Origin of the sequence: Shewanella sp. MBTL60-007 (assembly GCF_019654915.1) — a bacterium.
In the GTDB taxonomy this organism is placed as follows: Bacteria; Pseudomonadota; Gammaproteobacteria; order Enterobacterales; family Shewanellaceae; genus Shewanella.
In genome coordinates this window covers 28,455-52,998 of sequence record NZ_BPET01000023.1, presented here as the reverse complement: position 1 = coordinate 52,998, position 24,544 = coordinate 28,455, and the positions used below count along the sequence as shown (strand labels likewise).

Genomic DNA, 24,544 nt, shown 5'->3' with positions numbered 1-24,544 from the left:
TTCTAGTCCCATTTGAGCAGTGGTAATAATTGTTTGTTTTCAATATCGAAGGCTAACTGATGTTTACCATCGACATCGAGGATCTCTAATTCTATATAACTGATCCCTAGGTCATTATCGACTTCAGCCTTAACAATATGGCCGCTATTTTCCTCATTCACTAGGGTCAACATTTCCGAGAGCGATAGGCCATTTTGTTGCAGTACAAGTACGCCAGCAAGTTCATCTTTATCATCACCCTTTAGACGCCCTACTTCCCGCTCTTTCAAACTGCCATCTATCGCACGGTATTCATATTCTGTGATGGTTTTTGCCTGAGGATCGATCATCTTGAATTCATAAATCAATTCGCCATTTTCGATATCAGCTTCAAATTCGGAGATCACGCCATCATTCATCTGCTCAAGCTGCTGCATCATCTCTGTTGGCAAGGGATAGTTTCCCGAAGAGATCATTGAATACAAGCCTTGTCCAGCAAACGCGCTACCAGATACTAATAACAAACCAACTAGCCAGCGAGCCATGGCTCCTCCGAAAATAAAACGCTAAACCACTTTTTGAAAGGATTATTCAGAAACCAGACGCATACTGTCAATTTCTATTTCAATACCTTGCCACTCATCGTCCACTTCACCGACAAGTTTCACCTTGGTGTCATCCGATACTTCAATATTACGCCAAAGCGCATTATCGATCTCGACCTCAACATCACCACTTTCATCACGGAAAAGGTACTTTTCATCACCTAGGCTTTGCACTAGATAACCTGTCAGTTCGACTGGAGTGTCATCTTTAGCTTTAGCCGCATCAGACGCAGTCTTAACCTGAGTTGCAGGGCCTGGGCCATTGTAAGCAGCAAAAGCTGGAAGCGTTAATACCGCCGATAATACGATTAAACCCGTTAATTTTTTAGACATAAAATAGCACTCCTCTCAATATATGAGCCTAGTTTATGTCATTGTCTATAACATCTAGATGGAGCAAAGATTAAACTTTGATCATATGCTTAAAGCATAGATTAGCACCGATAATCTCCACCTAAAAAAGCTACTTTTCCAGTATATGGATGAGCTCAGATTTGAGCGCGACAGTCGTTTGTGTGCCCACTGTCAACTCCAGTTTCTGGGCTAAATGCAGTGGCACTTCGGCATGGATCTTATGCTGCACACCAACAACACTTGCCAGCACTCGCACCGTCTCTCCCATGACCAGCATAGAGTCGACAGTAATATCGAGTTTATTGAAGCTGCGACACAAACGCCCCTTCTTAATCGAGTTAAAGCGCACCCCTTGATTGGGGATCACCCAGCGCACCTTAGTACCCACATCTAGACTTTCAAAATAAGTACTGGCGATCAGATGCTCACCAAATTTAAGCCAAGTGATCTGTCGCTCCTCTTCCTGAGCGATCACGTGGGCATCGAAGATGTTGCGCAGACCCATCTGTTTCGCAACAGCTTCATCTCGCGGGCGGGTCAAAACTTCATGAGGCCGGCCTTGCTGCAGCATCTTACCTTGGCTGATCAAGATCATGCTGTCGGCTAATAGTAAGGCTTCGTTGAGATCGTGGGTCACCATAATGACTGGAATCGCTAGCTGCTCTTTCAGGCGAGCCAATTCAAGATAAAGACGCTCACGAGTCTCCCTGTCGACAGCCGAAAAAGGCTCATCAAGCAGGAGTACCGAAGGTTCTCGCGCCAAGGCTCTAGCCAGCGCCACCCGTTGACGTTGACCGCCAGAAAGGTGTGCTGGAAGCCGGTCTGGCAGGCCATGAAGATTGACCCGCTCAAGCCAGTCTTTTGCCCGCGTCTCTCGTTCAGCCTTAGGGATATGATCCAGCGCCGCCACCACGTTTTCGAGGGCGGTTAAATTAGGAAACAGACCAAAATGCTGTGGAACGTAACCTAAATGACGCTGCTGAGGACTTAGCTGTATGTTCTGCTCGCGATCAAACCAAGGCTTATCACCATAGCGGATCACGCCATTTTCAGGCTGTGTCAGACCAGCGATCATCCGCAGCAGGGTCGATTTGCCGCCGCCAGAGGGACCAACAACGGCTAATACTTCTCCCGCCTTGCAGCTGAATTCAGCATCAAGCTTGATATGCTTGCTCTGCTTAATGCAGCAATATAGATCAGCGACGCTTTGCAACATGCTGACCTCCAACACGGCGCGACAAACTGGTCGTTAACGCCAATACGGTAATCGCAAACAACAGCAGTACCAACGACATATTACCTGCACTGGCAAAATCAAATGCCTGCACACTGTCGTATATCGAGATGGCGATTGTCTTGGTTTCCCCGGCAATATTACCGCCCATCATCAGCACCACGCCAAATTCTCCCAATACATGGGAGAAACAGAGCACCATGGCGGTTAATACGCCAGGCCACACCATAGGCAGTTCAATCTTAAACAGCACCTTAAGGCGGCTCATACCACAGCAGGCAGCCGCATCGCGCACATCTTCAGGCACCGCTTCAAAGGCGCGCTGAATTGGCTGAATCGCAAAGGGAATATTGACTAAGATGGACGCGACCACCAGCCCTGAGAAGTGAAAAACCAATTGGTGACCAAGTAGTTGCTCTAACATACGACCTAGCCAAGATTCACTGCCGAGCCCTACCAGCAAATAGTAGCCGATAACGGTTGGTGGCAGCACCAAAGGCACCATGACTAAGGCTTCTACCCAAGACTTACCACGAAAATGGCGATAAGCCAGAAAACGCCCCGCTAAAATCGCCAGCGGGATCAAAATAAGCACAGTCACACTACTGAGCTTAATCGATAGCAGTAACGCTTCCCAATCCATTAATTCATCGCTCTCGCAAAGCCGTAATCGGCAAATACACTCTGAGCGGCCTCAGATTGCAGATAGGTATAAAACAGCTTGGCGGTTTCGCCCGCCTTCAGGGTTAGCACCATGCGCTGACTCAATGGCGTATAGTACTCTTGTGGGATCACCACATAATTGGCTCGCGCCTTGAAAGGTTTGGCCACCGCTAATGATAGGGCAACCAAGCCACCTTGAGTGGCGCCGCTCACGGCAAATTGCGCCGCCTGTGACACGTTTTCACCAAAGACTAAGTTTGGCTGAATATCTTGCCACAGTCCTAGCTTCTTCAGCACCTCTTCGGCACGTTCGCCGTAGGGGGCGTGTTCGGGGTTAGCGATGGCAAAGCGTTTTAACTGCTTCGAGTCCATCAACCGCTTAACCCCATTTAAGTCAGGATCTAAGGTTAATGGCGATGACTTGGGCGCGGCAATCGCGAGCAACCCCACTGCATACACAACACCGTCATCGGGCGTCTGTTTAGCTTGACTTAGCTGCTTGATATAGCGCTCATCGGCCGATAGAAATAATTCGAACGGGGCACCATGCTTTATCTGGGCAACAAAATTGCCTGAGGAACCATAGGAGATCCGCACCTTGCGGCCTGTCTCTTGGGTAAACTGCTTAGCGATATCATCGAGGGCAAACTTAATACTCGATGCCGCCGCAATAGCTGGCACATCTTGCGCCGCTAGCACACCTTTGCTCATTGCTAAAAACGGTAGCAATAGAGCAAGCACCATTACTCTAAACTTCATTGAGCGGTTCTCCTGGCATTAAAAGGCGTCAAGTTACGCCTTTTGATCCCACATCTTTGCAGCTTGTTCGTCGGCATCGCGGGCTTCCACCCAATTTGCGCCTTTATCACCCGCTTCTAACTTCCAAAACGGTGCTTTTGTCTTAAGAAAATCGATCAAAAATTCGCAAGCAGCGAAAGCCGCTTTACGGTGGGCACTAGTCACGCCAATAAATACGATCTGCTCACCAAGCGCCATGGCACCAACGCGGTGAATGATAGTCACCTTGTTTAGCGGCCAACGCTCGCGCGCTTCTGCTTCAATCTGATTTAGCACCGCTTCTGTCATGCCAGGATAGTGTTCAAGCGTTAAGTCGGTAACTGCGCTACCGTCGTTAAAATCACGCACCTTACCGACAAAAGTCACTACCGCGCCATCGCTGTTATCTTGACTAATTAGCTGATACTCATCGGGTACACTGAAATCTGCAGTTTGAACGCGGATCATCTTAACCTCCAGTTACTGGTGGGAAAAATGCCACTTCATCACCATCAACAATGGGTGTATCCCACTGACTGATGGTTTGATTAACCGCCACCAGCAGCTTATCAGATGCCATGACCTTGGCCCACTTGTCATCGGTCGCAGCTAAAGTAGCACGTAGGCCTTCGGCAGTTTGGGTGTGTTCACCGGCTTCAACTTTTACGCTAGCGGTGCCAAGCAGTTCTCTAATTTGTGCGAAAAATAATACGTTAATCATATTGGTCTCTATACCTTAAAATGCCCTGACTTACCGCCACGTTTCTCCAGTAGACGCACCTGAGAAATCACCATATCTTTTTGTACCGCTTTACACATATCGTAGATAGTCAGTGCGGCCGTTGAAGCTGCGGTTAAAGCTTCCATCTCAACGCCTGTCTTACCCGATAGCTTACAAAGACTGCGGATCCATACACGGTTATGCTCTGGTTGCGCCTCTAGCTCAACTTCAACCTTAGTCAGCATTAGAGGGTGACAAAGTGGGATAAGGTCGGAAGTCTTCTTCGCCGCTTGAATACCCGCAATGCGGGCTGTCGCGAATACATCACCTTTATGATGACTGCCACTCATGATCATCTCTAGAGTTTCACTCGCCATCTCAATATAGGCTTCGGCTCGCGCCTCACGCTCGGTAACAGACTTATCTGTCACATCTACCATGTGAGCATTACCATCTGCATTGATATGGGTAAAAGCATTGGTCATTGGGTTTACGCCTTTTTATAAATTTGAGTCAAGGTACCTAAAAACAGCACCGCAAAACAGTACCGTAGAATCGGTCTAGATGAGACCTATTCGGTGATTTTTTTCACGTGCATCACAAAGTTACAAGGACGATGTGTTGCATCAAGTTGTTCTTTAATCAGCTTATTCCAGCCTGTCTTACACGCACCTGTGGAACCTGGAAGACAGAAGATAGCCGTTTTATTGGCTATGCCACCTAGAGCACGAGACTGCACCGTCGATGTGCCAAGCTCGGTATAAGTAATATGACGGAAAAGCTCACCAAAGCCCTCGATATCTCTATCGAACAATGGCTTAACCGCTTCTGGGGTATTGTCCCGATCGGTAAAGCCTGTACCGCCAGTGGTAATGATCACCTGCACGTCATCGGAGGCGATCCATTGGGATAGCACCGAACGGATCTGGTATTTATCATCTTTGATAATCTGACGGTCGGCAAGCTTATGCCCAGCCTCTAGCAACGCGCTTTCAAGAAAAGCTCCCGATGTATCCGAATCAAAATCACGGGTATCAGATAAGGTTAAAACAGCAATGTTTAGCGCCGTAAACTGGCTTTGAGTGCAGTGTCCCATTATGGTCTCTTATTTATTCGAGTCATAGCGATAATTATACCTAGCTTCTGACGCAACTTAGTTGCGTCAGATCAGAGTTTAACTAGCCGCCGATAGAAGCGAGGTGCTGTGTCACACCTGTGATGCCGTCATGTAAGAAGTGTGTCTGCTTCTTCTGTGCAAGCTGACCATGTAAGCGCTCAATCAACTCAGCTTGTTGATCCGGTGTTTGTAGCAGGTCACGCAGATCGACACCATTTTCAGTGAACAAACAGAGATGCAGCTTCCCTTTTGCCGATACACGTAGGCGGTTGCAACTGGCACAGAAGTTCTTTGCATAGGGCATGATAAGCCCGATGCGGCCTTGATAGTCTTGATGACTGAAGTTTTGCGCAGGGCCATCGTCAACCGCTGGCGTATCGAACTGCCAACCCGCCTGTTCTAGCTGTAACTTGATATCGTTGCCCGCTAGATGGTGGGCCTTGAAATAATCGTGGCCTAAGCCAGTTTCCATCAGCTCGATAAAACGTAGATCGATTGGCGTATGTTTTATCCAGTGTAGAAATCGCGGTAAGTCTTTATCGTTGAGGCCTTTAAGCAGTACGGCGTTAATTTTAACGCGCTCAAATCCTGCCTCTAGGGCGGCATCGACGCCGCGCATCACGTCATCAAACTTATTCTCACCAGTGATCTGGTAGAACATCTTAGGGTCCAAACTATCGACCGAGATATTGATACGTCTTAACCCTGCGTCATACCACTCTTGAGCATGCTTAGCTAAACGATAACCGTTGGTCGTCGTCGCAATGGTTTTGATCTTATCGTTGTCATTAACGATACGAATAATGTCGGTGAAATCTTTACGCAGTGAAGGCTCACCACCGGTGATCCGGATCTTCTGTGTGCCGACCTGTGAGAAGGCCGAAACCAAATGCTCGATTTCGTTGAGATCGAGGAATTTAGGCTTGCCATCTGGGCGGTAGCCATCGGGGAGACAATACGTACACTTAAAATTACATACGTCAGTGACTGACATACGCAGATAATGAAACCGTCGACCAAAGTTGTCTTGTAGTTGGGACATGATCACCTTTCCAAGTAAGGGGAGGTGAGATCATTTCTTTTCTCACCCCGGTGGCGTTATTGCCACGGCTAAAAACCCGTATCTGTCTCGACGTAGGGTAAGAAGCTCGGAGAACCGTCAACCTTGATTATAGGCGTATTTTTGTGACAAACCATACCCAAAACCCCACATTTGCCGTCAAAAATCGACACATATAAAGTTTTTGTGACAGTTATCACGGCAAAAAATGCTTAAAATATCTGCAGCATAAGCTTGGAAACGCTGTGCCCTTATCCAATTTTAAGGTAAGGTGAACCAATAACATTAAAACACCCGTTTATAGTCTGCTTGATTCAATTGGCACTATTGTCATCGGGGGAATAAAAAGGAAAGGTGATCTGATGGAACGCGAATCGATGGAATTCGATGTAGTAATCGTGGGCGCGGGGCCCTCTGGATTAGCTACTGCATGTCGTTTAATGCAAATATCTCAAGACACTGGCCAGGAACTCACGGTCTGCGTCGTTGAAAAAGGCTCCGAAGTTGGTGCACACATCTTGTCTGGTGCAGTATTCGAACCTAAGGTGCTGGATGAACTTTTTGATGACTGGCGCGATAAGAATGCTCCCCTGCTCACAGCCGTGACTCACGATGAGATGCATATGCTCAGCTCCGCAACTGCTGCGCGCGCGATACCTAATGCACTTATTCCTAAAACCATGCACAACGAAGGCAACTATATCATCAGTGTTGGTAACCTTTGTCGCTGGCTCGCCGAGCGCGCCGAAGAGTTAGGTGTCGAAGTATTTCCTGGTTTCCCTGCAAGTGAACTGCTGTTTAACGAAGACGGCAGTGTCAAAGGCATTCAAATTGGTGACATGGGCGTTGGCGAAGACGGCCAGCCCAAAGATGGCTATGAGCCAGGCATGGAGCTACACGCCAAATATACCGTATTTGGTGAAGGTTGCCGTGGTCACCTAGGTAAACAGCTTATTGAGAAATATCATCTCGATAACGGTAAAACAGCGCAGCATTACGGCCTAGGGTTTAAAGAGATCTGGACGGTACCCAGTGAGCAACATGAACTTGGTAAGGTGGTTCACACTGGCGGTTGGCCACTCACCGAGGGAGCCTCAGGCGGTGGCTTCATGTATCACCTAGAAAACAATCAAATCGCAGTGGGGCTCATTGTTGATCTTAACTATAAGAACCCACATCTGAGCCCATTTGACGAGTTCCAGCGCTATAAGACGCACCCCGTTATCGCTAAGACGCTCACTGGCGGTGAGCGTATCGCTTACGGTGCAAGAGCCATCACTAAAGGCGGTCTCAATTCATTACCAAAGCTCACTTTCCCTGGCGGTATGATTATCGGCTGCGATGCGGGCACGCTTAACTTTGCCAAGATCAAGGGCACACATACAGCGATGAAGAGCGGCATGCTAGCAGCAGAGACTCTAGCACAAGCTATGATGGCTGGTGTCGAACCGGGTAAAGATCTGGACTGCTTACAAGACAGATTCGATGAAAGCTGGCTCAAAGAGGAGTTGTATGCATCACGCAACTTCGGCCCTGCCATGCACAAATTTGGCACCTATCTAGGTGGTGCATTTAACTATATCGATCAAAATTGGTTTAACGGTAAGCTGCCTATCACGCTTAGGGACGAGAAGCCTGACTATGCACAGATGGCCGAATCGAGCGCTTACAGCAAGATTGATTACCCTAAGCCAGATGGTAAGCTGAGCTTCGATAAGCTCTCTTCGGTGTATCTATCTAACACCTTCCATGAAGAAGATCAGCTATGTCACTTGCGCCTCAAAGATGCACGCATCCCTATTGAGGTAAACCTAGTGAAATATGATGAACCCGCCCAGCGCTACTGCCCTGCTGGTGTGTATGAGATTGTCGAGGAAGCCGGCGAGAAGAAGTTTGTCATTAACGGCCAAAACTGCATTCACTGTAAGACCTGTGATATTAAAGACCCGAGTCAGAATATCACTTGGGTAACGCCTGAGGGCGGCGGTGGACCAAACTACCCCAATATGTAATTGCGCGTATAACCAGTCCAAGTAGAGCCACCTTCTGAAGAAGGTGGCGTAGGGCTGGAAACAAAAATGCCTATCGGGTCTTTCCAATAGGCATTTTTGTTTAAGGCTTATACTGATTGGTATTATTATCTAGGTAAAGATTAATAAACTCTCGGCTTAATGAAGTTTATCGTTAATGGGTATTTATAACTCTCGCCGTCACTTGCCTTAATCGCAGCGACAATGGTCACTATGATATCGAAGATAGCTAACAGCCCGAACAGAATAAAGCCCACGCCAACGAACATTAATATTCCACTGATAATAAAGTAGATAATGATACTGATTTTGAAATTCAGGCAGTTTCGGCCACAGCTTTCTACAAATGCATACTCATCGCGCTTCATTAGCCAAACGATAAGTGGGCCTAAAATACTGCCGAATGGGATAAGGTAACCAGAAAAGCTCGCTAGGTGTACCAATACTCCCATATTCTTTTCATCTCTAGTCATACATTCCGCTCCTTGAAATTGCTCTAATCCGTTATTTTTTTGGGCCATACAAACGCATCTGCCAGTCTTCGATGACCCTATTTTCAATGCGACGCTTAAGGCTGTTCACCCAAGCCGCCGCTAGCCCTTCGCAATCGGCTAGACGCTGGTATTGCTCGGCATTAAATTCAGGTAAGAAATAGATATGCATCGCCTCTGCGATACTGATATCGTTCAGGCGCTTAAGCAGCTGGACGGTGTCAGTCTCATAGATGGTGCCAGACTTTAGCACTCGGTAAAACCAACCGCAGCGGCCACTTTGCTGCATAGCTAAGGCAAAGTCATCATGACCGAACTGCAGATTGAGTTTAAAGCAGGGCGAACGCGGCTGGGTTACCTGCAGCTCCACCTCACCGATTTTGATGATATCGCCAATATTTACCTGAGTCTCATCTAGTCCTACAGTACTGATGTTTTCCCCCATAGCAGGAGCATCTTTAAAACGACTCATTAAATCCCAGCGGCGATATTGGCCATAATGCTCCCGTGGGAAATGATGTAACACTCGATCTAGCCCGCCATGATGCTTAGGATCGGCTTGCGCATCTCCGACAACGGCTTGGATACCGATTTTCAGTTCATTAGCCCTAAGCTTATGATTAATCCCTGAGGTTACGCCCGCGAGATCCACTATCACTTCGCCGTGGTATAGGCCTGAGATCTGTTCGACCAGTGTTTGAGGTGCCATCAATACCTACTCTGTTGAAAACCCAAAACTATCCTAACATCATCGCCAAGAAAAAACTCCCCTAGCTCAAGTCTTCGAGTCTACGCCACAATTAACGGGCTAATAGGAAAGAACGACCCGGTTACGCCCCTGCTCTTTTGCTTGATAGAGCGCGATATCGACACGATTTATCAGCTCTTCGACCTTTTCCGATGTTCGGCACTCAGCCACACCGCAGCTTATGGTGACACTGATCTCGCAGCCATTTACGGTCAGCTGTCGCTCCTCAACCTGTTTTCTAAGCTTCTGTGCAATCTCACTAGCCTGACTTAAGCCACACCCAGGTAGTAAGATTAAAAACTCTTCGCCGCCCCAACGACACAAGAGATCATCGCTTCTTAACAGAGCTTTAAGTTGCTGACTTAGGGTTTGGATAACTAAATCACCGATATTATGGCCGTGGGAGTCATTGACCCTCTTAAAATGGTCTATATCGAGCAGCAACACCGACATTGGTGTACTTTCTAATACAGATTGAGCCAACGACCGAGCAAAATACTCCTCAAAGGCTTGTCTATTCGCCACTCCCGTCAGCTTATCCGTTGAAGCCATTAACTCTAATTTGCGTTGATATTTACCTAGCGTCATATTGGCGATAAATAAAATCCCAAGGGTGATAAATAGACTTAAGGCGATATTGGCCCAGAAGGTCGTCAGTAACTTTTGTTCTGCTCTCGCTTCCTGCTGTTCAACAATTAAGTACCATTTGAACTCTGACACTAAGCGACTATTTAAATAGACTGTTTCCCCTGCCTTTTGATAGGAGAACGAAGCGCTTGGACTGGTAAGAATTCGGGTTGCGAGGTTTTCGAGGCCTGGGCTGAGCTGCAAGCTAGCCCCGCCACTATATTGCTTACTGTGTAAGGTAATATTGCCTTGCCTATCGCTAAAATAGACACTGCGGTTATATCGAGCCTGATAAAGCTCTATCAGACGCTTAACGCTTTCGACCGCCAGACCAACCCCTGTCACACCAATAAAGTTGCCATCGAAATCATACACCTTGTAGTTAACGTAAATAACGGTGCGATTTTGATCTGCGGTATCGGGATCGATATTCACCTCATAGTGCTCATGCTTGGGCAGAGAACGGACACGAAAATACCAGGCATCATCGGGGTCAATATCTTCTATTTGCTTTAAGACACCGGTAGAGTGGTAATACTTACGTGAGGCTTCGGAGACAAAAAAGCTGGTAACAGTGGCGTATTTGTCTTGGATCTCCTTGAGATAACGGATCAGCTTCTCTGGAGTCTGTTCATGATTAATAGTCCAGTCCCTGACAAAGGTATCCTGCGCCATTAATGAGGAGATAAAAATCGGTCTAAGCAGATCTTGCTGAATTTCCGAGTAAATATTATCGCTTGTCAGTGGCAAATTATTTTCTTCAATCTGCTCACTTAAAGAGTCATGGGCAACTTGATAACTGATACCACTTGTCACCGCAAAAGCCATTAGTAGCAATAGAGAAAGAATCCATATAAAGCGCCTTTTACCGTTCCAAACTCTATTACCCATACTTAGCCTCAGTCACATCAACTAACCATTGCGGAGCTGCACACAAAAAACTTGTTAATTTTTTGTGAATAATAACGAAAAACTTTGCAGGTCGCACCGACTTTTAGCGGATTGTCGCAATTTAAATGCATCAAATAAAAAAGCCCCGCTGGAGAGGCGAGGCGAAGAGTACTACTTAGGAATGGAAGTTCTACATTCAGAGATTATCTGACTGATATCCTAAGTCGCGTAGATGAAACTAGTGTGTCACAAAGATGACGTTGCCATGACAAAGCCTACTCTGGGGCTAAATAGCTTTTGAGGGCTTTTCCTGGAATCGAGCTATCACAAGACACCGCAAACCCTGACCAAACAGCCGCCTCATGCATAGACTCGATAATATCTTTTTGACTCACTAAGCCATGGATCAGCCCTGCTGCATATGCGTCACCAGCTCCCGTGGTGTCAACGACTTGGCTAGGCACAGCCGCAACATGCTCACATCCAGCATCGCTGTATAGCATCGCGCCCTTCTCACCGTCAGTAACCACGAAGTACCTAAGGTTATCGCCAGCTATGGTTTTAGCAAACGTCCAACGGTCTCCTTCACATCGGCCCTGCATATCACTCAAAGATGCGATAAGCACATGGCAGGGACGCGCTCGCTCATCCTTGGCTAACTGTGCCACCACCAAGCAGTGAACCATAGCGGTCTTAGACCAACTCGCCGCGCCTTCGGTTGAAGAATTAATATAGAGAGCATCCACATCTTGCCAGTTTGGTGGTAATGGCAATTCGAACTTGGGGCGCTCGGGTCTAATGATGGTTCGCTCACCGTCCGGCGTCATCATCAACAACATCTCACAGGTGTTGCCTGCACGGCGTTGGATCAGGCTGCAGTTAACCCCTTGAGTGCTAGCCTCGGCGATTAACCAGTCTCCTATATCATCGCGGCCAACCTCAGTGACTAAAGATACCTGATGCCCAGCCCAGACGAGACCAATGCCTGTATTGGCGCCACCACCTCCTAAGCGCTGACCACCATCTTTATAATGAAATCGGCCGCCAGTTTTAATAGGGTGGTTAAGCAAAAAAATACGATCACAATTGAGGTTTGCTACCAGTAATATATTCGCCATATCTGCTCAAAAAGAAAGACAAGTAGATTGATAGTATGAGATTTACCTGCGTCTTCCAAGCTATAACTAGAGCATAGGTTTAAGCGGATGATTTCGTTGTATGTCGTTTTTTATTCTCACGGTTGTTGAGACGGCTTTGATACAGGTAGATTAACGGCAGGAAATAAGAAACAGGCTTACAGAAAGGCTTTATAAAGCAAAGAGGGAGCTATAAGCTCCCTCTCCTTGTTAATATTACATATCGCAAGCTTTAAGTGGCTTACGTAGCTGAGCACGAACGTTATCCATACCCGAATAGAACTCTTTCATCATCAATAGTCCCATCATCTTACCGTTATCGGTGACGATCAGCTTGTCAGGATCGGTTGGGTCATTCTTGATGGCGCCTATGGCTTTCATCGATGTCATCTCTTTAAACAAGGCGGTATCGAGGTTCACACCGAAGGTATCTCGGAAATACTTGCGCGACAGGCGACCTGAGAACATGCCCAGTAAGAAGCGATACTGCATCACTTCCTTACGACCATAATTCTTCTGCTGATCGACACCCATCTGACCATTTGCAATGCGCTCCTGGTACTTACGTAGTGAGAAGGTATTCACATACAGAGTGTCATTTAGGAAGCTAAACGAGCCAGAACCCACCCCTAAATACTCGTCATAATCGATAACGTATTCATCGAAGCCTTCGTTGTTCGCCTTACCAAATGCCCATGCAGATAGCTGGTTATACTGCCCATTCAAACTGTTTAGGATTTGGCGGTACTGACGCGTCATATCGCCATGTGGTGCAGCCAGCTTACCCTTTACGCTCTTACGAGTCTGGTGAGTGATCATCAACGGATAGGTAGTGATTTGGCGTGGATCAAGCTTAGAAGCCATATCCAAATCGTGCTGGATCACTTCATCAGTCTGACCACGGAAGCCAAAAATAAGGTCAACGTTGATGATCGGGAACAGCTCTTTAGCCGCCATGATCTTATCGAAAGTCTGCTGTCCTGAGCCGAACTTCTCAATGCGATCTGTCATGGTCAGAATGTCATCGTTAAAGCTCTGCACGCCGATAGACATACGATCCACTAAGCCTTCTAGTTGCTTAAATCCTGGGCTATCTAAGTGCTGAGGGTCTGACTCGCACGACACCTCTTTAATGCTCGGGAACAGCTTCTTAGCGTGCTCGATAGTGCGGGCAAGCTCATCTTCCAATACGGTTGTAGTGCCACCACCGATATACATAGACTCAAAGTCATAACCTAAGGCCTTAACCATCTCCATCTCTTTACGCAGAGAGATGAAATAAGCGCGCGCTTTATCCTCTTTAAAGAGGAAACGGTGGAAAGTACAGAATGAGCATAGGGTATGACAGAAGGGAACATGCGCATACAACATGTACTTCTTGCCTTCAATTGGATTTGGCATCATCTCAGCCGAAACCGTGTCCAGTCTTAAATTGCGGTCTACATAAAATTGCATCACCTTTTCCATACCGCTAATCATCCAGTTCGGTGTGGTGATATTGGCGTTATATGGTTGAGCAATTTCAGGCAAAATAATTGAAGACATAAAAATTCCTATAAGAAGAATGCTAATTACAAAAGAATCGGAAAATTGGAATGCACTAGCGGAGAGCAAAATTAGCACTTTAAATAAGCACAAAACGTGATTAGGTTATAACTTAGCGTTTCCTATCAATGAAATGTAGGTTTTTTTGTTAAGCGGGTCATACTTTAGCGATTGCGCATAAAACATACAAGCGACTCCAGATATAAAAACACCCCAACTACGAATAGCTGAGGTGCTTAGGGTTTAAGTGTAGAGAGGATTACTCTTTATACTTAAGGGTACCGTTCTCTTTGATCTCATCGAACCAAAGGTTATGGTGCTGGCTTGCCCATGTTTCATCACAGTAACCAGAAACCATACACTCCATACCACCTTCAGACATAATCGTTGCCATGAAGATATGTACGATTGAGAAAGCAGTGATGATGATAGCTGCAACAGAGTGAAGAATTAGTGCCACTAGGCTTAGTGTACGGCTAGGCTCGAACAAGTTCGGGAATAGCAGCAGCATACCTGATGCCGAAACAACTAGACCAAAAGCTGCGAAAGTCCAGAACCATAGCTTCTCACCAGCGTTAGCAAAACCTGCATCTGGGTGCTTACCTTTGAATGGGCCGAAGTTGATGTAACCACCAACAACCATCATCCACTTAAGGTCGTACATCTTTGGTAGCTGGTTCTTAGCCCAAAGCACTGTCATTAGCGCCCAACCAATCATGAACGGAATTGCCATGATGTCGTGGATCTGCTTCGCACCGTTAACTAGGCCAGCCCAGAAGCCTTCACCTATGTACGGCTGGAAGAAGAAACGTCCTGCAAGCAGGGTTAAGCCTGTCAGAATCAATAGTAGGCAAGGAATCGCACCTAGCCAGTGAATCGATACATCAAACTTAGACCAGCGATATACCAGCTTACCAGAGAAACCGCCATGAAGCTTAGAGATGCCGTTCACTTTGATAAACAGTACAAAGATGATAATCATGCCAAAAAGGGCTGCCATCATCGCTGGAGCAAGAATATCACTACGCAAGTCAAGAACACGTAGGTCATACGTGTTAATCGCTTGACCGTGGAACTCACTTGTTGAAGTTGTACGTCCCTCTTCGCCAGCCTTTAGCTGAGCCCAGACTTGGCCGTTATTAACTTCAATCGTGTCACCCACTTTGTCAGTAGCATGGGCAAATACAGATACACTGAAGAACAGTGCAATTGCCACGCCTATGTGTTTGAACCATTTGTTCATATCAACTCCTGATTGCTGCAAGCCACCTAAGGTAGACAGCTTGCAGCGATTATGGACTAACTCAATGTCTAAGGCTTAGCCCCAAACATTTTTGTTAGAACCACGGTATGCAACACGCTCACGGAAGATTGCAGAAACAACTTCTGCGTCACCCGCTAGTAGTGACTTAGTTGCACACAACTCAGCACACATAGGTAGCTTACCTTCAGCAATACGGTTTGCACCGTACTTCTGACGCTCTGCATCAGAGAAGTTCTCTTCTGGGCCGCCTGCACAGAAAGTACACTTGTCCATAACGCCACGAGCACCAAACGCACCCTTTTTAGGGAACTGAGGTGCGCCGAATGGGCAAGCGTATAGGCAGTAACCACAACCGATACAAGTATCTTTGTCGTGAAGTACGATGCCATCTTCTGTCTTGTAGAAACAGTTTGCTGGGCAAACTGCCATACAAGGTGCATCGCTACAGTGCATACATGCTACTGAGATAGACGCTTCGCCTTTCTCACCATCATTGATAGTCACTACGCGACGACGTTGAATTCCCCACTCTAGAGCAGAGTCGTTTTCGTTCTTACAAGCTGTGACACAACCGTTACACTCGATGCAGCGCTTGGTATCACATAAAAATTTCATTGTAGCCATTCTGGCAATTCTCCTAGCGAATACTGCAATTATGCTTTAGCAATCTGACAAAGTGATGCTTTAGTTTCCTGCATCTGAGTCACAGGGTCATAACCATAAGTCATTACCGTGTTTGCTGACTCACCAACAATGTAAGGTTTAGTGCTAATGCCACCCGATTCTGGGTATTGCAGATCTTCACCATGCATAACACCCGCAAAGTGATAAGGCATCCAAGTCACACCTGGCTTAACGCGTGGAGTTACCATCGCCTTAATTAGGATACGACCACCTTCAGCGCCTTCAACCCAAACGTCATCACCGTCACGTAGACCGCGATCAGCAGCGTCTGCTGGGTTAATTTCGATGAACATCTCTTGCTGAAGCTCAGCAAGCCATGGGCAAGAACGCGATTCTTCACCACCACCTTCGTACTCAACCAAACGGCCAGAAGTTACGATTAGTGGGTACTTCTTATCTAGATCGTCAGAGATCACTTTGTCTTGCAACGTCTTGAATAACGTTGGTAGACGGTGTACTTGCATGTCGTTATGAGTTGGGTACTTCTCAATTAGATCACGACGTGAAGTGTAGATTGGCTCACGGTGAACAGGCACTTCGTCTGGGAAAGTCCAAACGCGACAACGTGCTTTAGCGTTACCGTATGGCACCATGTTGTGTGCTAGCGCAACACGTACGATACCGCCGCCTAAGTCAGTAGACCAAGTACGGTTTTCAGCTAGTGCTTTCTCTTCAGCTGTTAGCTCATCCCACCAGCCAAGTTGCTTCAACATCTTGTCATCGAATTGTGGGTAACCATCTTGGATATCAGCACCAACAGAAGCTGAATCTTCAGCTAGAATGCTAACGCCTTCATGCTCAACACCGAAACGAGCACGGAAGTTACCACCACCTTGGTTAACGTTCATACCTGTGCGGTATAGAATCTGTGAACCTGGATGCTTCTGCTCTGGAGTACCCCAACATGGCCAAGGTAGACCGTAAGTTTCCCCCTTATTCACGCCACCTGGTGCTTCTAGTGTTTCTGAAGAGAAATCACCCCAGTTCATGGTGTGAGCACGGATACGCTCTGGGCTCCAACCTGTGTAACCGATTGAACGCATACCTTTAGCGTATTCACGCATGATGTCATCAGGATCAGGCATGTTGCCATTAACCTTGATATGCTTGGTCCATGTGTCAGCAATACCTACATGCTTCGCTAAGCGGTACATGATTTCTAGGTCATTCTTAGACTCGAACATTGGCTCAACAACCTGTTGACGCCACTGTGCACTACGGCCAGAGTTGTTTACTGAACCCTCACACTCAAACTGAGTCGCAGCAGGTAGCAAGTAAACGCCATCTTTACGACGGTGCATAACACCCGCCATTGTTGGATACGGGTCAACAACTACGACTGTTTCTAACTTGTCCAATGCATCACGTACTTCCATCTGACGAGTTTCAGTGTTGATTGACTGACCCCAGAAGAATGCTAGACGTAGGTTATCTTTTTGAGCAAGTTTGTCTTTCGCTTCTAACACACCATCTTGCCAGCGAGAACATGGCATACCTGGTGTTGTCATTGGGCTACGACCTAAGTAAGACTTTTGGTCGAAACGTGCTTTAACTGATTCATATGGTAGATCCCATACGCGAGACCAGTGGTGCCATGCGCCTTCACCAACGCCGTAGTAGCCTGGTAAGTTATCGAATAGCAGACCCATGTCCGTTGCGCCTTGAACGTTGTCATGGCCACGGAAAATGTTAGTACCACCACCAGACACACCCATGTTACCTAGCACTAGCTGCAGGATAGAGTACATACGCGTGTTAGCGTTACCAACGTGATGCTGAGTACCACCCATACACCAAATTACAGTACCTGGACGGTTAGTCGCCATTTGCTTCGCAGCTGCATAAACTGCATCGCGAGATACGCCAGTGACGTTTTCAACTTCTTCAGGAGTCCAACGTGCAGCTTCTTCACGGATCTTGTCCATGCCATAAGCACGTGTACGGATGAATTCTTTATCTTCCCAACCATTTTCGAAAATGTGCCACATTAGACCGTAAACCAAAGGAATATCGGTACCAGGACGTAATGGTAGGTGAATATCGGCGTGAGCCATAGTGCGAGAGAAACGTGGATCAGCAACAGTAATAGTCGCACCGCGCTCTTTAGCGATAAGAATGTGCTGCATCGCAACAGGATGCGCCTCTGCTGGGTTTGCCCCAATCAGGAAGATATTTTTTGCGTTACGAATATCGTTGAAAGAGTTGGTTTGTGCACCATAACCCCAAGTGTTCGCAACACCAGCAACAGTAGTTGAGTGACAGATACGCGCTGAATGGTCAACGTTGTTTGTACCCCACATAGCCGCAAACTTACGGTACATGTATGCACCTTCGTTTGAGAACTTAGCACTACCCATGAAGTAAACTGAGTCTGGACCTGATGTTTGATTGATCTCAAGCATCTTGTCACCGATTTCAGATACAGCCTGCTCCCATGAAAGCTTCTTCCACTTACCGCCTTCAAGCTTCATTGGGTACTTAACACGCTTATAAGAATGCGTGTGGTAACGCAGGCTCGCGCCTTTAGCACAGTGACCGCCAGAGTTGAATGGATGGTCGAATGCAGGCTCTTGACCTGTCCAGACACCATTTTGAACTTCAGCGTATAAACCACAACCTACCGCACAAGCACTACATACTGTACGCTTGATTTCTGTTGGTGCATCGTGCGCAACAGTTTGAACCTTGGCTTCAGCTTTACGCATCATGCCTGTGCCCAATAAAGAAGCTGCTGCAATACCACCAGAAGTGATACCGGCTTGCTTCATAAACTGACGACGGCTAATACCTAGAGTCTTTTTCTCTACAGTAGGTGCCGCGTTAGATTTGCGAGTTAACTTCATCGCTTTACTTCTCCTAGACTAGCCGCGTAAGCTATTGTAATAACTGCGGATATGTGCAGTTTCATGATAGCCGTTGTCATTATTTGTGCTAACTTTACTTTCACTTGCTTGAGCAACACTTACGCCAGTAGCGGCGATAGCGACACTTGCGGTGCCACCGATAGTCAGTGCTTTCAGCAAAGATCTGCGGTTCAGATCAGGCTGTTGCTTCTTCATTTTCACTCCTAGTAGGAAGGAATAGTTTCGTTTATAAACACTTAAGATAGATCCAATAACGCTACGACTTGCAACGCAGGTTAACCGCCTGTTAATCAAGCACTTAACATTGTAAAAAGTGTATATTTATTAGAGCTACCCCCAATATAGCCGCCGTAATATAAAGAATTTCAAATGCCAAAAAGTTGATACAAATCTGATAAAACATCCAATTTTAAAGAAATCAGAATAAAAACGTTAACTAAAGCATATTTTAAAAGACAAACTAACGCTCAACCCCAAATAATTCCGCCTTAAACACAAATAAAAACAACAAAAATAAACCAATAGTCAGTAACTTATACAAGTTTAGATCATTAACACCAAGTATTAACACCTGTTTCCACTAAACCGCCATTATCGAGTAATAAAAGCGAATATAGCTACTTTATGGTGTAGGTTTGTTGTTTTTTGGTGACAAAATAAGACTTAACTAAAGTAAGTAAAAGCTGAACGGTGCAAACTCTTAACAGCGTTTAACTTAAGTGAAAATAATACGGGCTACAGAGCATGGAAATCGCTCTGGGCAATGCCGTGACAACTGCGCTGTTAACCCGCTAATCACATACTTGATAAAGCTATTTAATGCAGAAGTAGGCAGCCAAAAACGATTCAGAATAGCGGAGCATTTAGGTCAGCTATCTTCAGTACAGGAGAGCTTTGCAAGTAGTCGCATACTCAACTTGCGATATTGCTTGGTATATTGATTACTATAAAGTTTTAAGCAAAAAAATGCCCCGACTTAGTCGAGGCATTTTTTAGGCGATAATGCAGTTAGCATTAATCTTTGTACTTAAGGGTACCGTTCTCTTTGATCTCATCAAACCAAAGGTTATGGTGCTGGCTTGCCCATGTTTCATCACAGTAACCAGAAACCATACACTCCATACCACCTTCAGACATAATCGTTGCCATGAAGATATGCACGATTGAGAAAGCAGTAATGATGATAGCACTCACTGAGTGAAGAACTAGCGCCACTAGGCTTAGCGTGCGGCTTGGCTCAAACAAGTTCGGGAATAGCAGCAGCATACCCGATGCTGAAATAACTAGACCGAAAGCAGCGAAAGTCCAGAACCATAGCTTCTCACCAGCGTTTGCAAAACCTGCATCTGGGTGCTTACCTTTGAATGGACCGAAGTTGATGTAACCACCAACAACCATCATCCACTTGAGGTCATACATCTTTGGTAGCTGGTTCTTAGCCCAAAGCACTGTCATTAGCGCCCAACCAATCATGAACGGGATCGCCATGATGTCGTGGATCTGCTTCGCAGCGTTAACTAAACCAGCCCAGAAGCCTTCGCCTATGTACGGCTGGAAGAAGAAACGTCCAGCAAGCAGCGTTAAGCCCGTCAGGATTAATAACAGACAAGGAATAGCCCCTAGCCAGTGAATCGATACATCAAACTTAGACCAGCGATATACCAGCTTGCCTGAAAATCCACCGTGAAGCTTAGAGATGCCGTTCACTTTGATAAACAGTACAAAAATGATGATCATGCCGAAAAGAGCTGTCATCATCGCTGGAGCAAGAATATCACTACGCAAATCAAGTACACGTAGATCATACGTGTTGATCGCTTGACCATGGAACTCACTCTTTGAAGTCGTGTAGCCGTCTTCGCCAGCTTTTAGCTGAGCCCAGATCTGGCCATTACTCACTTCATTAGTGTCACCCACTTTAGGGGCATCGTGGGCAAATACAGACACACTAAATAACAGTGCAATTGCCACGCCTATGTGTTTTAACCATTTGTTCATAATACGTCCTCTTTTACCACTGAGTGACTCAAGCAAATGAGCCACTCAGGGTACGTTAGAAGTTAGTCAACCTAAGTTGATTAACCCCAAACTGCGTTTTTAGAACCACGGTATGCAACACGCTCACGGAAGATATTAGAGATAACCTCTGCATCACCCGCTAGTAGTGACTTAGTTGCACACAACTCAGCACACATAGGTAGCTTACCTTCAGCAATACGGTTTGCACCGTACTTCTGACGCTCTGCATCAGAGAAGTTCTCTTCTGGGCCGCCTGCACAGAAAGTACACTTATCCATCTTACCGCGAGCACCGAACGCACCTGATTTAGGGAACTGTGGCGCGCCAAATGGGCAAGCATATAGACAGTAACCACAACCGATACAAGTATCTTTGTCGTGAAGCACGATGCCATCTTCTGTCTTGTAGAAACAGTTTGCTGGGCAAACTGCCATACAAGGTGCATCGCTACAGTGCATACAAGCTACTGAGATAGACGCTTCGCCTTTCTCACCATCATTGATAGTCACTACGCGACGACGTTGAATTCCCCACTCTAGAGCAGAGTCGTTTTCGTTCTTACATGCTGTGACACAACCGTTACACTCGATGCAGCGCTTGGTATCACATAAAAATTTCATTGTAGCCATTCTGGCAATTCTCCTAGCTAATTCTGCACTTAGGCTTTAGTGATCTGACATAGCGATGCTTTGGTTTCCTGCATCTGAGTCACAGGGTCATAACCATAAGTCAATGCAGTGTTAGCTGATTCACCGATAACATAAGGAACAGTACCTTCTGGGTAGTTAGGTGCTAAGCTTTCGCCGTGCATTTCACCCGCGAAGTGGTAAGGCATCCAAGTTACACCAGGCTTAACGCGTGGAGTGACCATTGCCTTGATCTTAATACGACCACCTTCAGCACCTTCTAGCCATACAGTGTCGCCGTCACGAATACCACGATCAGCCGCATCAGCAGGGTTGATTTCAACAAACATCTCTTGTTGAAGCTCAGCAAGCCAAGGGTTTGAACGCGATTCTTCACCACCACCTTCGTACTCAACTAGACGACCAGAAGTCAAACCTAATGGGTACTTATCTGTGTTGTCATTGTCTTGAATAGTCTTGTACAACGTTGGTAGACGGTGTACTTGCATGTCTGCGTAAGTTGGGTACTTAGACACAAGATCACGACGTGGCGTGTATAGCGGTTCACGGTGAACAGGTACTTCGTCTGGGAATGTCCAAACAATACAACGTGCCTTAGCGTTACCGAATGGGATACAACCGTGCTTCATAGCCACACGTTGGATACCACCAGAGATATCGGTCTTCCAGTTCTTACCTTCAGCTTCCGCTTTTTCAGCTGCTGTTAGGTCATCCCACCAGCCCAATTGCTTAAGCATGTCAGCGGTGAACTCAGGGTAACCGTCTTGGATTTCAGCGCCTTTAGAGTAGCTGCCTTCAGCAAGCAGGTTCTTACCTTTATACTCAACACCGTAACGAGCACGGAAGTTACCGCCACCCTCAAGTACGTGTTTGTTTGTGTTATAAAGGATCTGAGTACCAGGATGCTTCTGTTCTGGTGTACCCCAACATGGCCAAGGTAGACCGTAGGTATCACCTTTAGCAGGACCGCCTGCAGCTTCAAGTGTCTTGTTGCTGAATGTGCCCCAGTTCATGGTGTGCTGCTTGATACGCTCAGGGCTTTGACCTGACATACCAATTGTCCACATACCGCGGTTGATTTCGCGAGTCACGTCTTCGATAACGAGAACGTCGTTGGCATCTTTAGCGATACGCTTAGTATATTCGTCTGCAAAACCAAGCTTTTGAGATAGACGGTACATGATCTCAAGGTCAGTCTTAGATTCGAATAAAGGCTGAATAACCTGCTCGCGCCACTGCTGGCTACGACCTGAGTTAGACACAGAGCCTTGAGTTTCGAACTGAGTTGCAGCTGGTAGAAGGTAAACACCATTCTTACGACGGTGCATAACACCCGCCATTGTTGGGAAAGGATCCACAACAACTACAGTGTCCATCTTGTCTAGTGCATCACGAACATCGTTCTGACGAGTTTCAGTGTTAACTGATTGGCCCCAGAAGAATGCCATGCGAACACGGTCTTTCTGCGCTAATTTCTCAGGTGTTTCTAAAACACCATCGTGCCAACGTGAACAAGGAATACCAGGGGTGTTCATTGGAATACGGCCTAGGTATGAGTTTTGGTCGAAACGCGCTTTAACCCAATCGTAGTCCAAGTCCCAAACGTTACACCAGTGCTTCCAAGAGCCGGTCTTAAGACCGTAGTAGCCTGGTAGCGTATCGAATAGTAGACCTAAGTCTGTCGCACCCTGTACGTTGTCGTGACCACGGAAAATGTTAGTACCGCCACCAGACACACCCATGTTACCAAGGGCTAGTTGAAGGATACAGTACGCACGAGTGTTCGCGTTACCGACGTGATGCTGAGTACCACCCATACACCAAACAACAGTACCTGGACGGTTTTCCGCCATTAACTTAGCCGCTTGGTAAACTTCTTCTTCGCTACAACCTGTAATGTTAGCGACTTCTTTCGGTGGGAACTTCTTCACTTCCTCACGGATAGTATCCATTTCGAATACACGTTGTTCGATAAATGTTTTATCTTCCCAACCGTTTTCGAAGATGTGCCATAGCATACCGTAGATAAATGGAATATCTGTACCTGGACGTAGGCCACAGTGAAGATCTGCATGAGCTGCAGTACGAGAGAAACGTGGATCAACCACGATAATCTTAGCGTTGTTTTTCTCTTTAGCGATCAAGATATGCTGCATTGCAACAGGATGCGCTTCAGCAGGGTTTGACCCGATGAAGAAGATTGCATTTGCATTCTGGATATCGTTGAAAGAGTTAGTTTGCGCACCGTAACCCCAAGTGTTAGCAACACCGGCTACAGTGGTAGAGTGACAAATACGTGCAGAGTGGTCGACGTTGTTCGTGCCCCACATTGCCGCAAATTTACGGTACATGTAGCAGCCTTCGTTCGAGAACTTAGCGCTACCCATGAAGTAAACTGAGTCTGGACCCGATTCTTTACGAATGCTCTGCATCTGGTCGCCAACTTCGTTGAAAGCTTGCTCCCAAGATAATTTTTTCCACTTGCCATCAACAAGCTTCATTGGGTACTTAAGACGCTTCTCACCATGACCATGTTCACGTAGTGCAGCACCTTTAGCACAGTGACCGCCGGCATTGAATGGGTGATCGAAAGCTGGCTCTTGACCTGTCCAAACGCCATTTTGTACTTCAGCGTATAGACCACAACCTACCGCACAAGCGCTACATACAGTACGCTTGATTTCAGTTGGTGCATCATGTGGGATATCTTTGGCTTCTGCGCGACGCATCATGCCAGTGCCCAACAAAGAAGCCGCTGCAATACCACCAGATGTGATACCTGCTTGCTTCATAAATTGACGACGGCTAAGACCTAGAGTTTTTTTCTCTACGGTTGGTGCCGCGTTGGATTTGCGAGTTAACTTCATCGCTTTACTTCTCCTAAACTAGCCGCGTAAGCTATTGTAATAACTGCGAATGTGAGCAGTTTCATGATAGCCATTGTCATTGGTTGTTCTGACTTTACTTTCACTTGCTTGAGCAACACTTACGCCAGTGGCGGCGATAGCGACACTTGCAGTGCCACCAATAGTCAGTGCTTTCAGCAAAGATCTGCGGTTCAGATCAGGCTGTTGCTTCTTCATTTTTA

At 46.6% G+C, this 24,544-nt stretch carries 24 protein-coding genes and 1 riboswitch; of the genes, 1 reads left to right on the top strand and 23 read right to left on the bottom strand.

Features of this window, described 5'->3' with window-relative positions:
• Window positions 1-2: 2 nt before the first annotated feature.
• The 10 genes from K5Q92_RS10505 to moaA form a co-directional block, all read right to left on the bottom strand.
• On the bottom strand, window positions 3-524 hold the full coding sequence (locus tag K5Q92_RS10505; protein ID WP_220768955.1) for a hypothetical protein: 522 nt from the start codon (window positions 522-524) through the stop codon (window positions 3-5).
• Window positions 525-566: 42 nt separating this feature from the next.
• The gene (locus K5Q92_RS10500; RefSeq protein WP_220768954.1) at window positions 567-917 is read right to left on the bottom strand and encodes a NirD/YgiW/YdeI family stress tolerance protein; all 351 of its coding nucleotides are present in this window, start codon (window positions 915-917) and stop codon (window positions 567-569) included.
• 130 nt (window positions 918-1,047) lie between these two features.
• Window positions 1,048-2,154: an ABC transporter ATP-binding protein gene (locus tag K5Q92_RS10495; RefSeq protein ID WP_220768953.1), complete on the bottom strand. Its 1,107-nt coding sequence runs from the start codon at window positions 2,152-2,154 to the stop codon at window positions 1,048-1,050.
• The gene (modB, locus tag K5Q92_RS10490) at window positions 2,135-2,815 is read right to left on the bottom strand and encodes a molybdate ABC transporter permease subunit (RefSeq protein WP_220768952.1); all 681 of its coding nucleotides are present in this window, start codon (window positions 2,813-2,815) and stop codon (window positions 2,135-2,137) included. Before modB ends, K5Q92_RS10495 begins: the two co-directional genes overlap by 20 nt.
• Window positions 2,815-3,594, bottom strand: a complete 780-nt coding sequence (gene modA, locus K5Q92_RS10485; RefSeq protein ID WP_220768951.1) for a molybdate ABC transporter substrate-binding protein — start codon at window positions 3,592-3,594, stop codon at window positions 2,815-2,817. The genes modB and modA overlap by 1 nt, the downstream gene beginning before the upstream one ends.
• A 33-nt stretch (window positions 3,595-3,627) precedes the next feature.
• Window positions 3,628-4,080 carry a molybdopterin synthase catalytic subunit MoaE gene (gene moaE, locus K5Q92_RS10480; protein WP_220768950.1) on the bottom strand — a complete coding sequence of 151 codons (453 nt, stop codon included), beginning with the start codon at window positions 4,078-4,080 and terminating at the stop codon, window positions 3,628-3,630.
• A 1-nt stretch (window position 4,081) separates the two neighbouring features.
• The gene (moaD, locus tag K5Q92_RS10475) at window positions 4,082-4,333 is read right to left on the bottom strand and encodes a molybdopterin synthase sulfur carrier subunit (RefSeq protein WP_202722920.1); all 252 of its coding nucleotides are present in this window, start codon (window positions 4,331-4,333) and stop codon (window positions 4,082-4,084) included.
• An 8-nt stretch (window positions 4,334-4,341) separates the two neighbouring features.
• On the bottom strand, window positions 4,342-4,818 hold the full coding sequence (moaC, locus tag K5Q92_RS10470; RefSeq protein WP_202287363.1) for a cyclic pyranopterin monophosphate synthase MoaC: 477 nt from the start codon (window positions 4,816-4,818) through the stop codon (window positions 4,342-4,344).
• An 86-nt stretch (window positions 4,819-4,904) separates the two neighbouring features.
• A complete protein-coding gene (moaB, locus tag K5Q92_RS10465; protein WP_220768949.1) occupies window positions 4,905-5,429 on the bottom strand; it encodes a molybdenum cofactor biosynthesis protein B in 525 nt (174 codons plus the stop codon).
• Window positions 5,430-5,511: 82 nt separating this feature from the next.
• Window positions 5,512-6,492 (bottom strand): GTP 3',8-cyclase MoaA, encoded by a 981-nt coding sequence (moaA, locus tag K5Q92_RS10460; protein ID WP_220768948.1) that lies wholly within the window; start codon window positions 6,490-6,492, stop codon window positions 5,512-5,514.
• A riboswitch (molybdenum cofactor riboswitch) is annotated at window positions 6,480-6,616 on the bottom strand. (Overlaps the previous gene by 13 nt.)
• Before the next feature lie 256 nt (window positions 6,617-6,872).
• On the opposite strand from moaA, the gene K5Q92_RS10455 reads away from it, so the two are divergent.
• Window positions 6,873-8,522: an electron transfer flavoprotein-ubiquinone oxidoreductase gene (locus K5Q92_RS10455; RefSeq protein ID WP_220768947.1), complete on the top strand. Its 1,650-nt coding sequence runs from the start codon at window positions 6,873-6,875 to the stop codon at window positions 8,520-8,522.
• A 140-nt stretch (window positions 8,523-8,662) separates the two neighbouring features.
• Here the strand turns inward: K5Q92_RS10455 and K5Q92_RS10450 are convergent, their stop codons facing one another.
• The 13 genes from K5Q92_RS10450 to K5Q92_RS10390 all read right to left on the bottom strand — a co-directional run bounded on the left by K5Q92_RS10450 (window position 8,663) and on the right by K5Q92_RS10390 (window position 24,539).
• Window positions 8,663-9,013 (bottom strand): DUF4870 domain-containing protein, encoded by a 351-nt coding sequence (locus K5Q92_RS10450; protein ID WP_220768946.1) that lies wholly within the window; start codon window positions 9,011-9,013, stop codon window positions 8,663-8,665.
• A gap of 31 nt (window positions 9,014-9,044) precedes the next feature.
• Window positions 9,045-9,740, bottom strand: a complete 696-nt coding sequence (locus K5Q92_RS10445) for an MOSC domain-containing protein (protein ID WP_220768945.1) — start codon at window positions 9,738-9,740, stop codon at window positions 9,045-9,047.
• Between the two features lie 99 nt (window positions 9,741-9,839).
• Window positions 9,840-11,297: a sensor domain-containing diguanylate cyclase gene (locus K5Q92_RS10440; protein ID WP_220768944.1), complete on the bottom strand. Its 1,458-nt coding sequence runs from the start codon at window positions 11,295-11,297 to the stop codon at window positions 9,840-9,842.
• Window positions 11,298-11,572: 275 nt separating this feature from the next.
• On the bottom strand, window positions 11,573-12,415 hold the full coding sequence (locus tag K5Q92_RS10435) for a PfkB family carbohydrate kinase (protein WP_220768943.1): 843 nt from the start codon (window positions 12,413-12,415) through the stop codon (window positions 11,573-11,575).
• A gap of 234 nt (window positions 12,416-12,649) precedes the next feature.
• Entirely contained in the window at window positions 12,650-13,978 is a 1,329-nt protein-coding gene (locus K5Q92_RS10430) for a coproporphyrinogen III oxidase family protein (RefSeq protein ID WP_220768942.1), read from the bottom strand.
• Window positions 13,979-14,237: 259 nt separating this feature from the next.
• Window positions 14,238-15,221: a formate dehydrogenase subunit gamma gene (locus K5Q92_RS10425; RefSeq protein ID WP_220768941.1), complete on the bottom strand. Its 984-nt coding sequence runs from the start codon at window positions 15,219-15,221 to the stop codon at window positions 14,238-14,240.
• A gap of 75 nt (window positions 15,222-15,296) precedes the next feature.
• Complete coding sequence (gene fdh3B, locus K5Q92_RS10420) at window positions 15,297-15,866, bottom strand: formate dehydrogenase FDH3 subunit beta (RefSeq protein ID WP_220768940.1); 570 nt, start codon at window positions 15,864-15,866, stop codon at window positions 15,297-15,299.
• 29 nt (window positions 15,867-15,895) lie between these two features.
• Window positions 15,896-18,769, bottom strand: coding sequence for a formate dehydrogenase subunit alpha (locus K5Q92_RS10415; RefSeq protein WP_220768939.1), 2,874 nt, complete (start codon window positions 18,767-18,769; stop codon window positions 15,896-15,898).
• Between the two features lie 18 nt (window positions 18,770-18,787).
• Window positions 18,788-18,985, bottom strand: coding sequence for a twin-arginine translocation signal domain-containing protein (locus K5Q92_RS10410; RefSeq protein ID WP_220768938.1), 198 nt, complete (start codon window positions 18,983-18,985; stop codon window positions 18,788-18,790).
• An 819-nt stretch (window positions 18,986-19,804) separates the two neighbouring features.
• The gene (locus K5Q92_RS10405; protein WP_220768937.1) at window positions 19,805-20,788 is read right to left on the bottom strand and encodes a formate dehydrogenase subunit gamma; all 984 of its coding nucleotides are present in this window, start codon (window positions 20,786-20,788) and stop codon (window positions 19,805-19,807) included.
• Window positions 20,789-20,868: 80 nt separating this feature from the next.
• Window positions 20,869-21,438 (bottom strand): formate dehydrogenase FDH3 subunit beta, encoded by a 570-nt coding sequence (gene fdh3B / locus K5Q92_RS10400; RefSeq protein ID WP_220768936.1) that lies wholly within the window; start codon window positions 21,436-21,438, stop codon window positions 20,869-20,871.
• A gap of 29 nt (window positions 21,439-21,467) precedes the next feature.
• The gene (locus tag K5Q92_RS10395) at window positions 21,468-24,323 is read right to left on the bottom strand and encodes a formate dehydrogenase subunit alpha (protein ID WP_220768935.1); all 2,856 of its coding nucleotides are present in this window, start codon (window positions 24,321-24,323) and stop codon (window positions 21,468-21,470) included.
• Between the two features lie 18 nt (window positions 24,324-24,341).
• On the bottom strand, window positions 24,342-24,539 hold the full coding sequence (locus K5Q92_RS10390; protein WP_220768934.1) for a twin-arginine translocation signal domain-containing protein: 198 nt from the start codon (window positions 24,537-24,539) through the stop codon (window positions 24,342-24,344).
• Window positions 24,540-24,544: the final 5 nt, after the last annotated feature.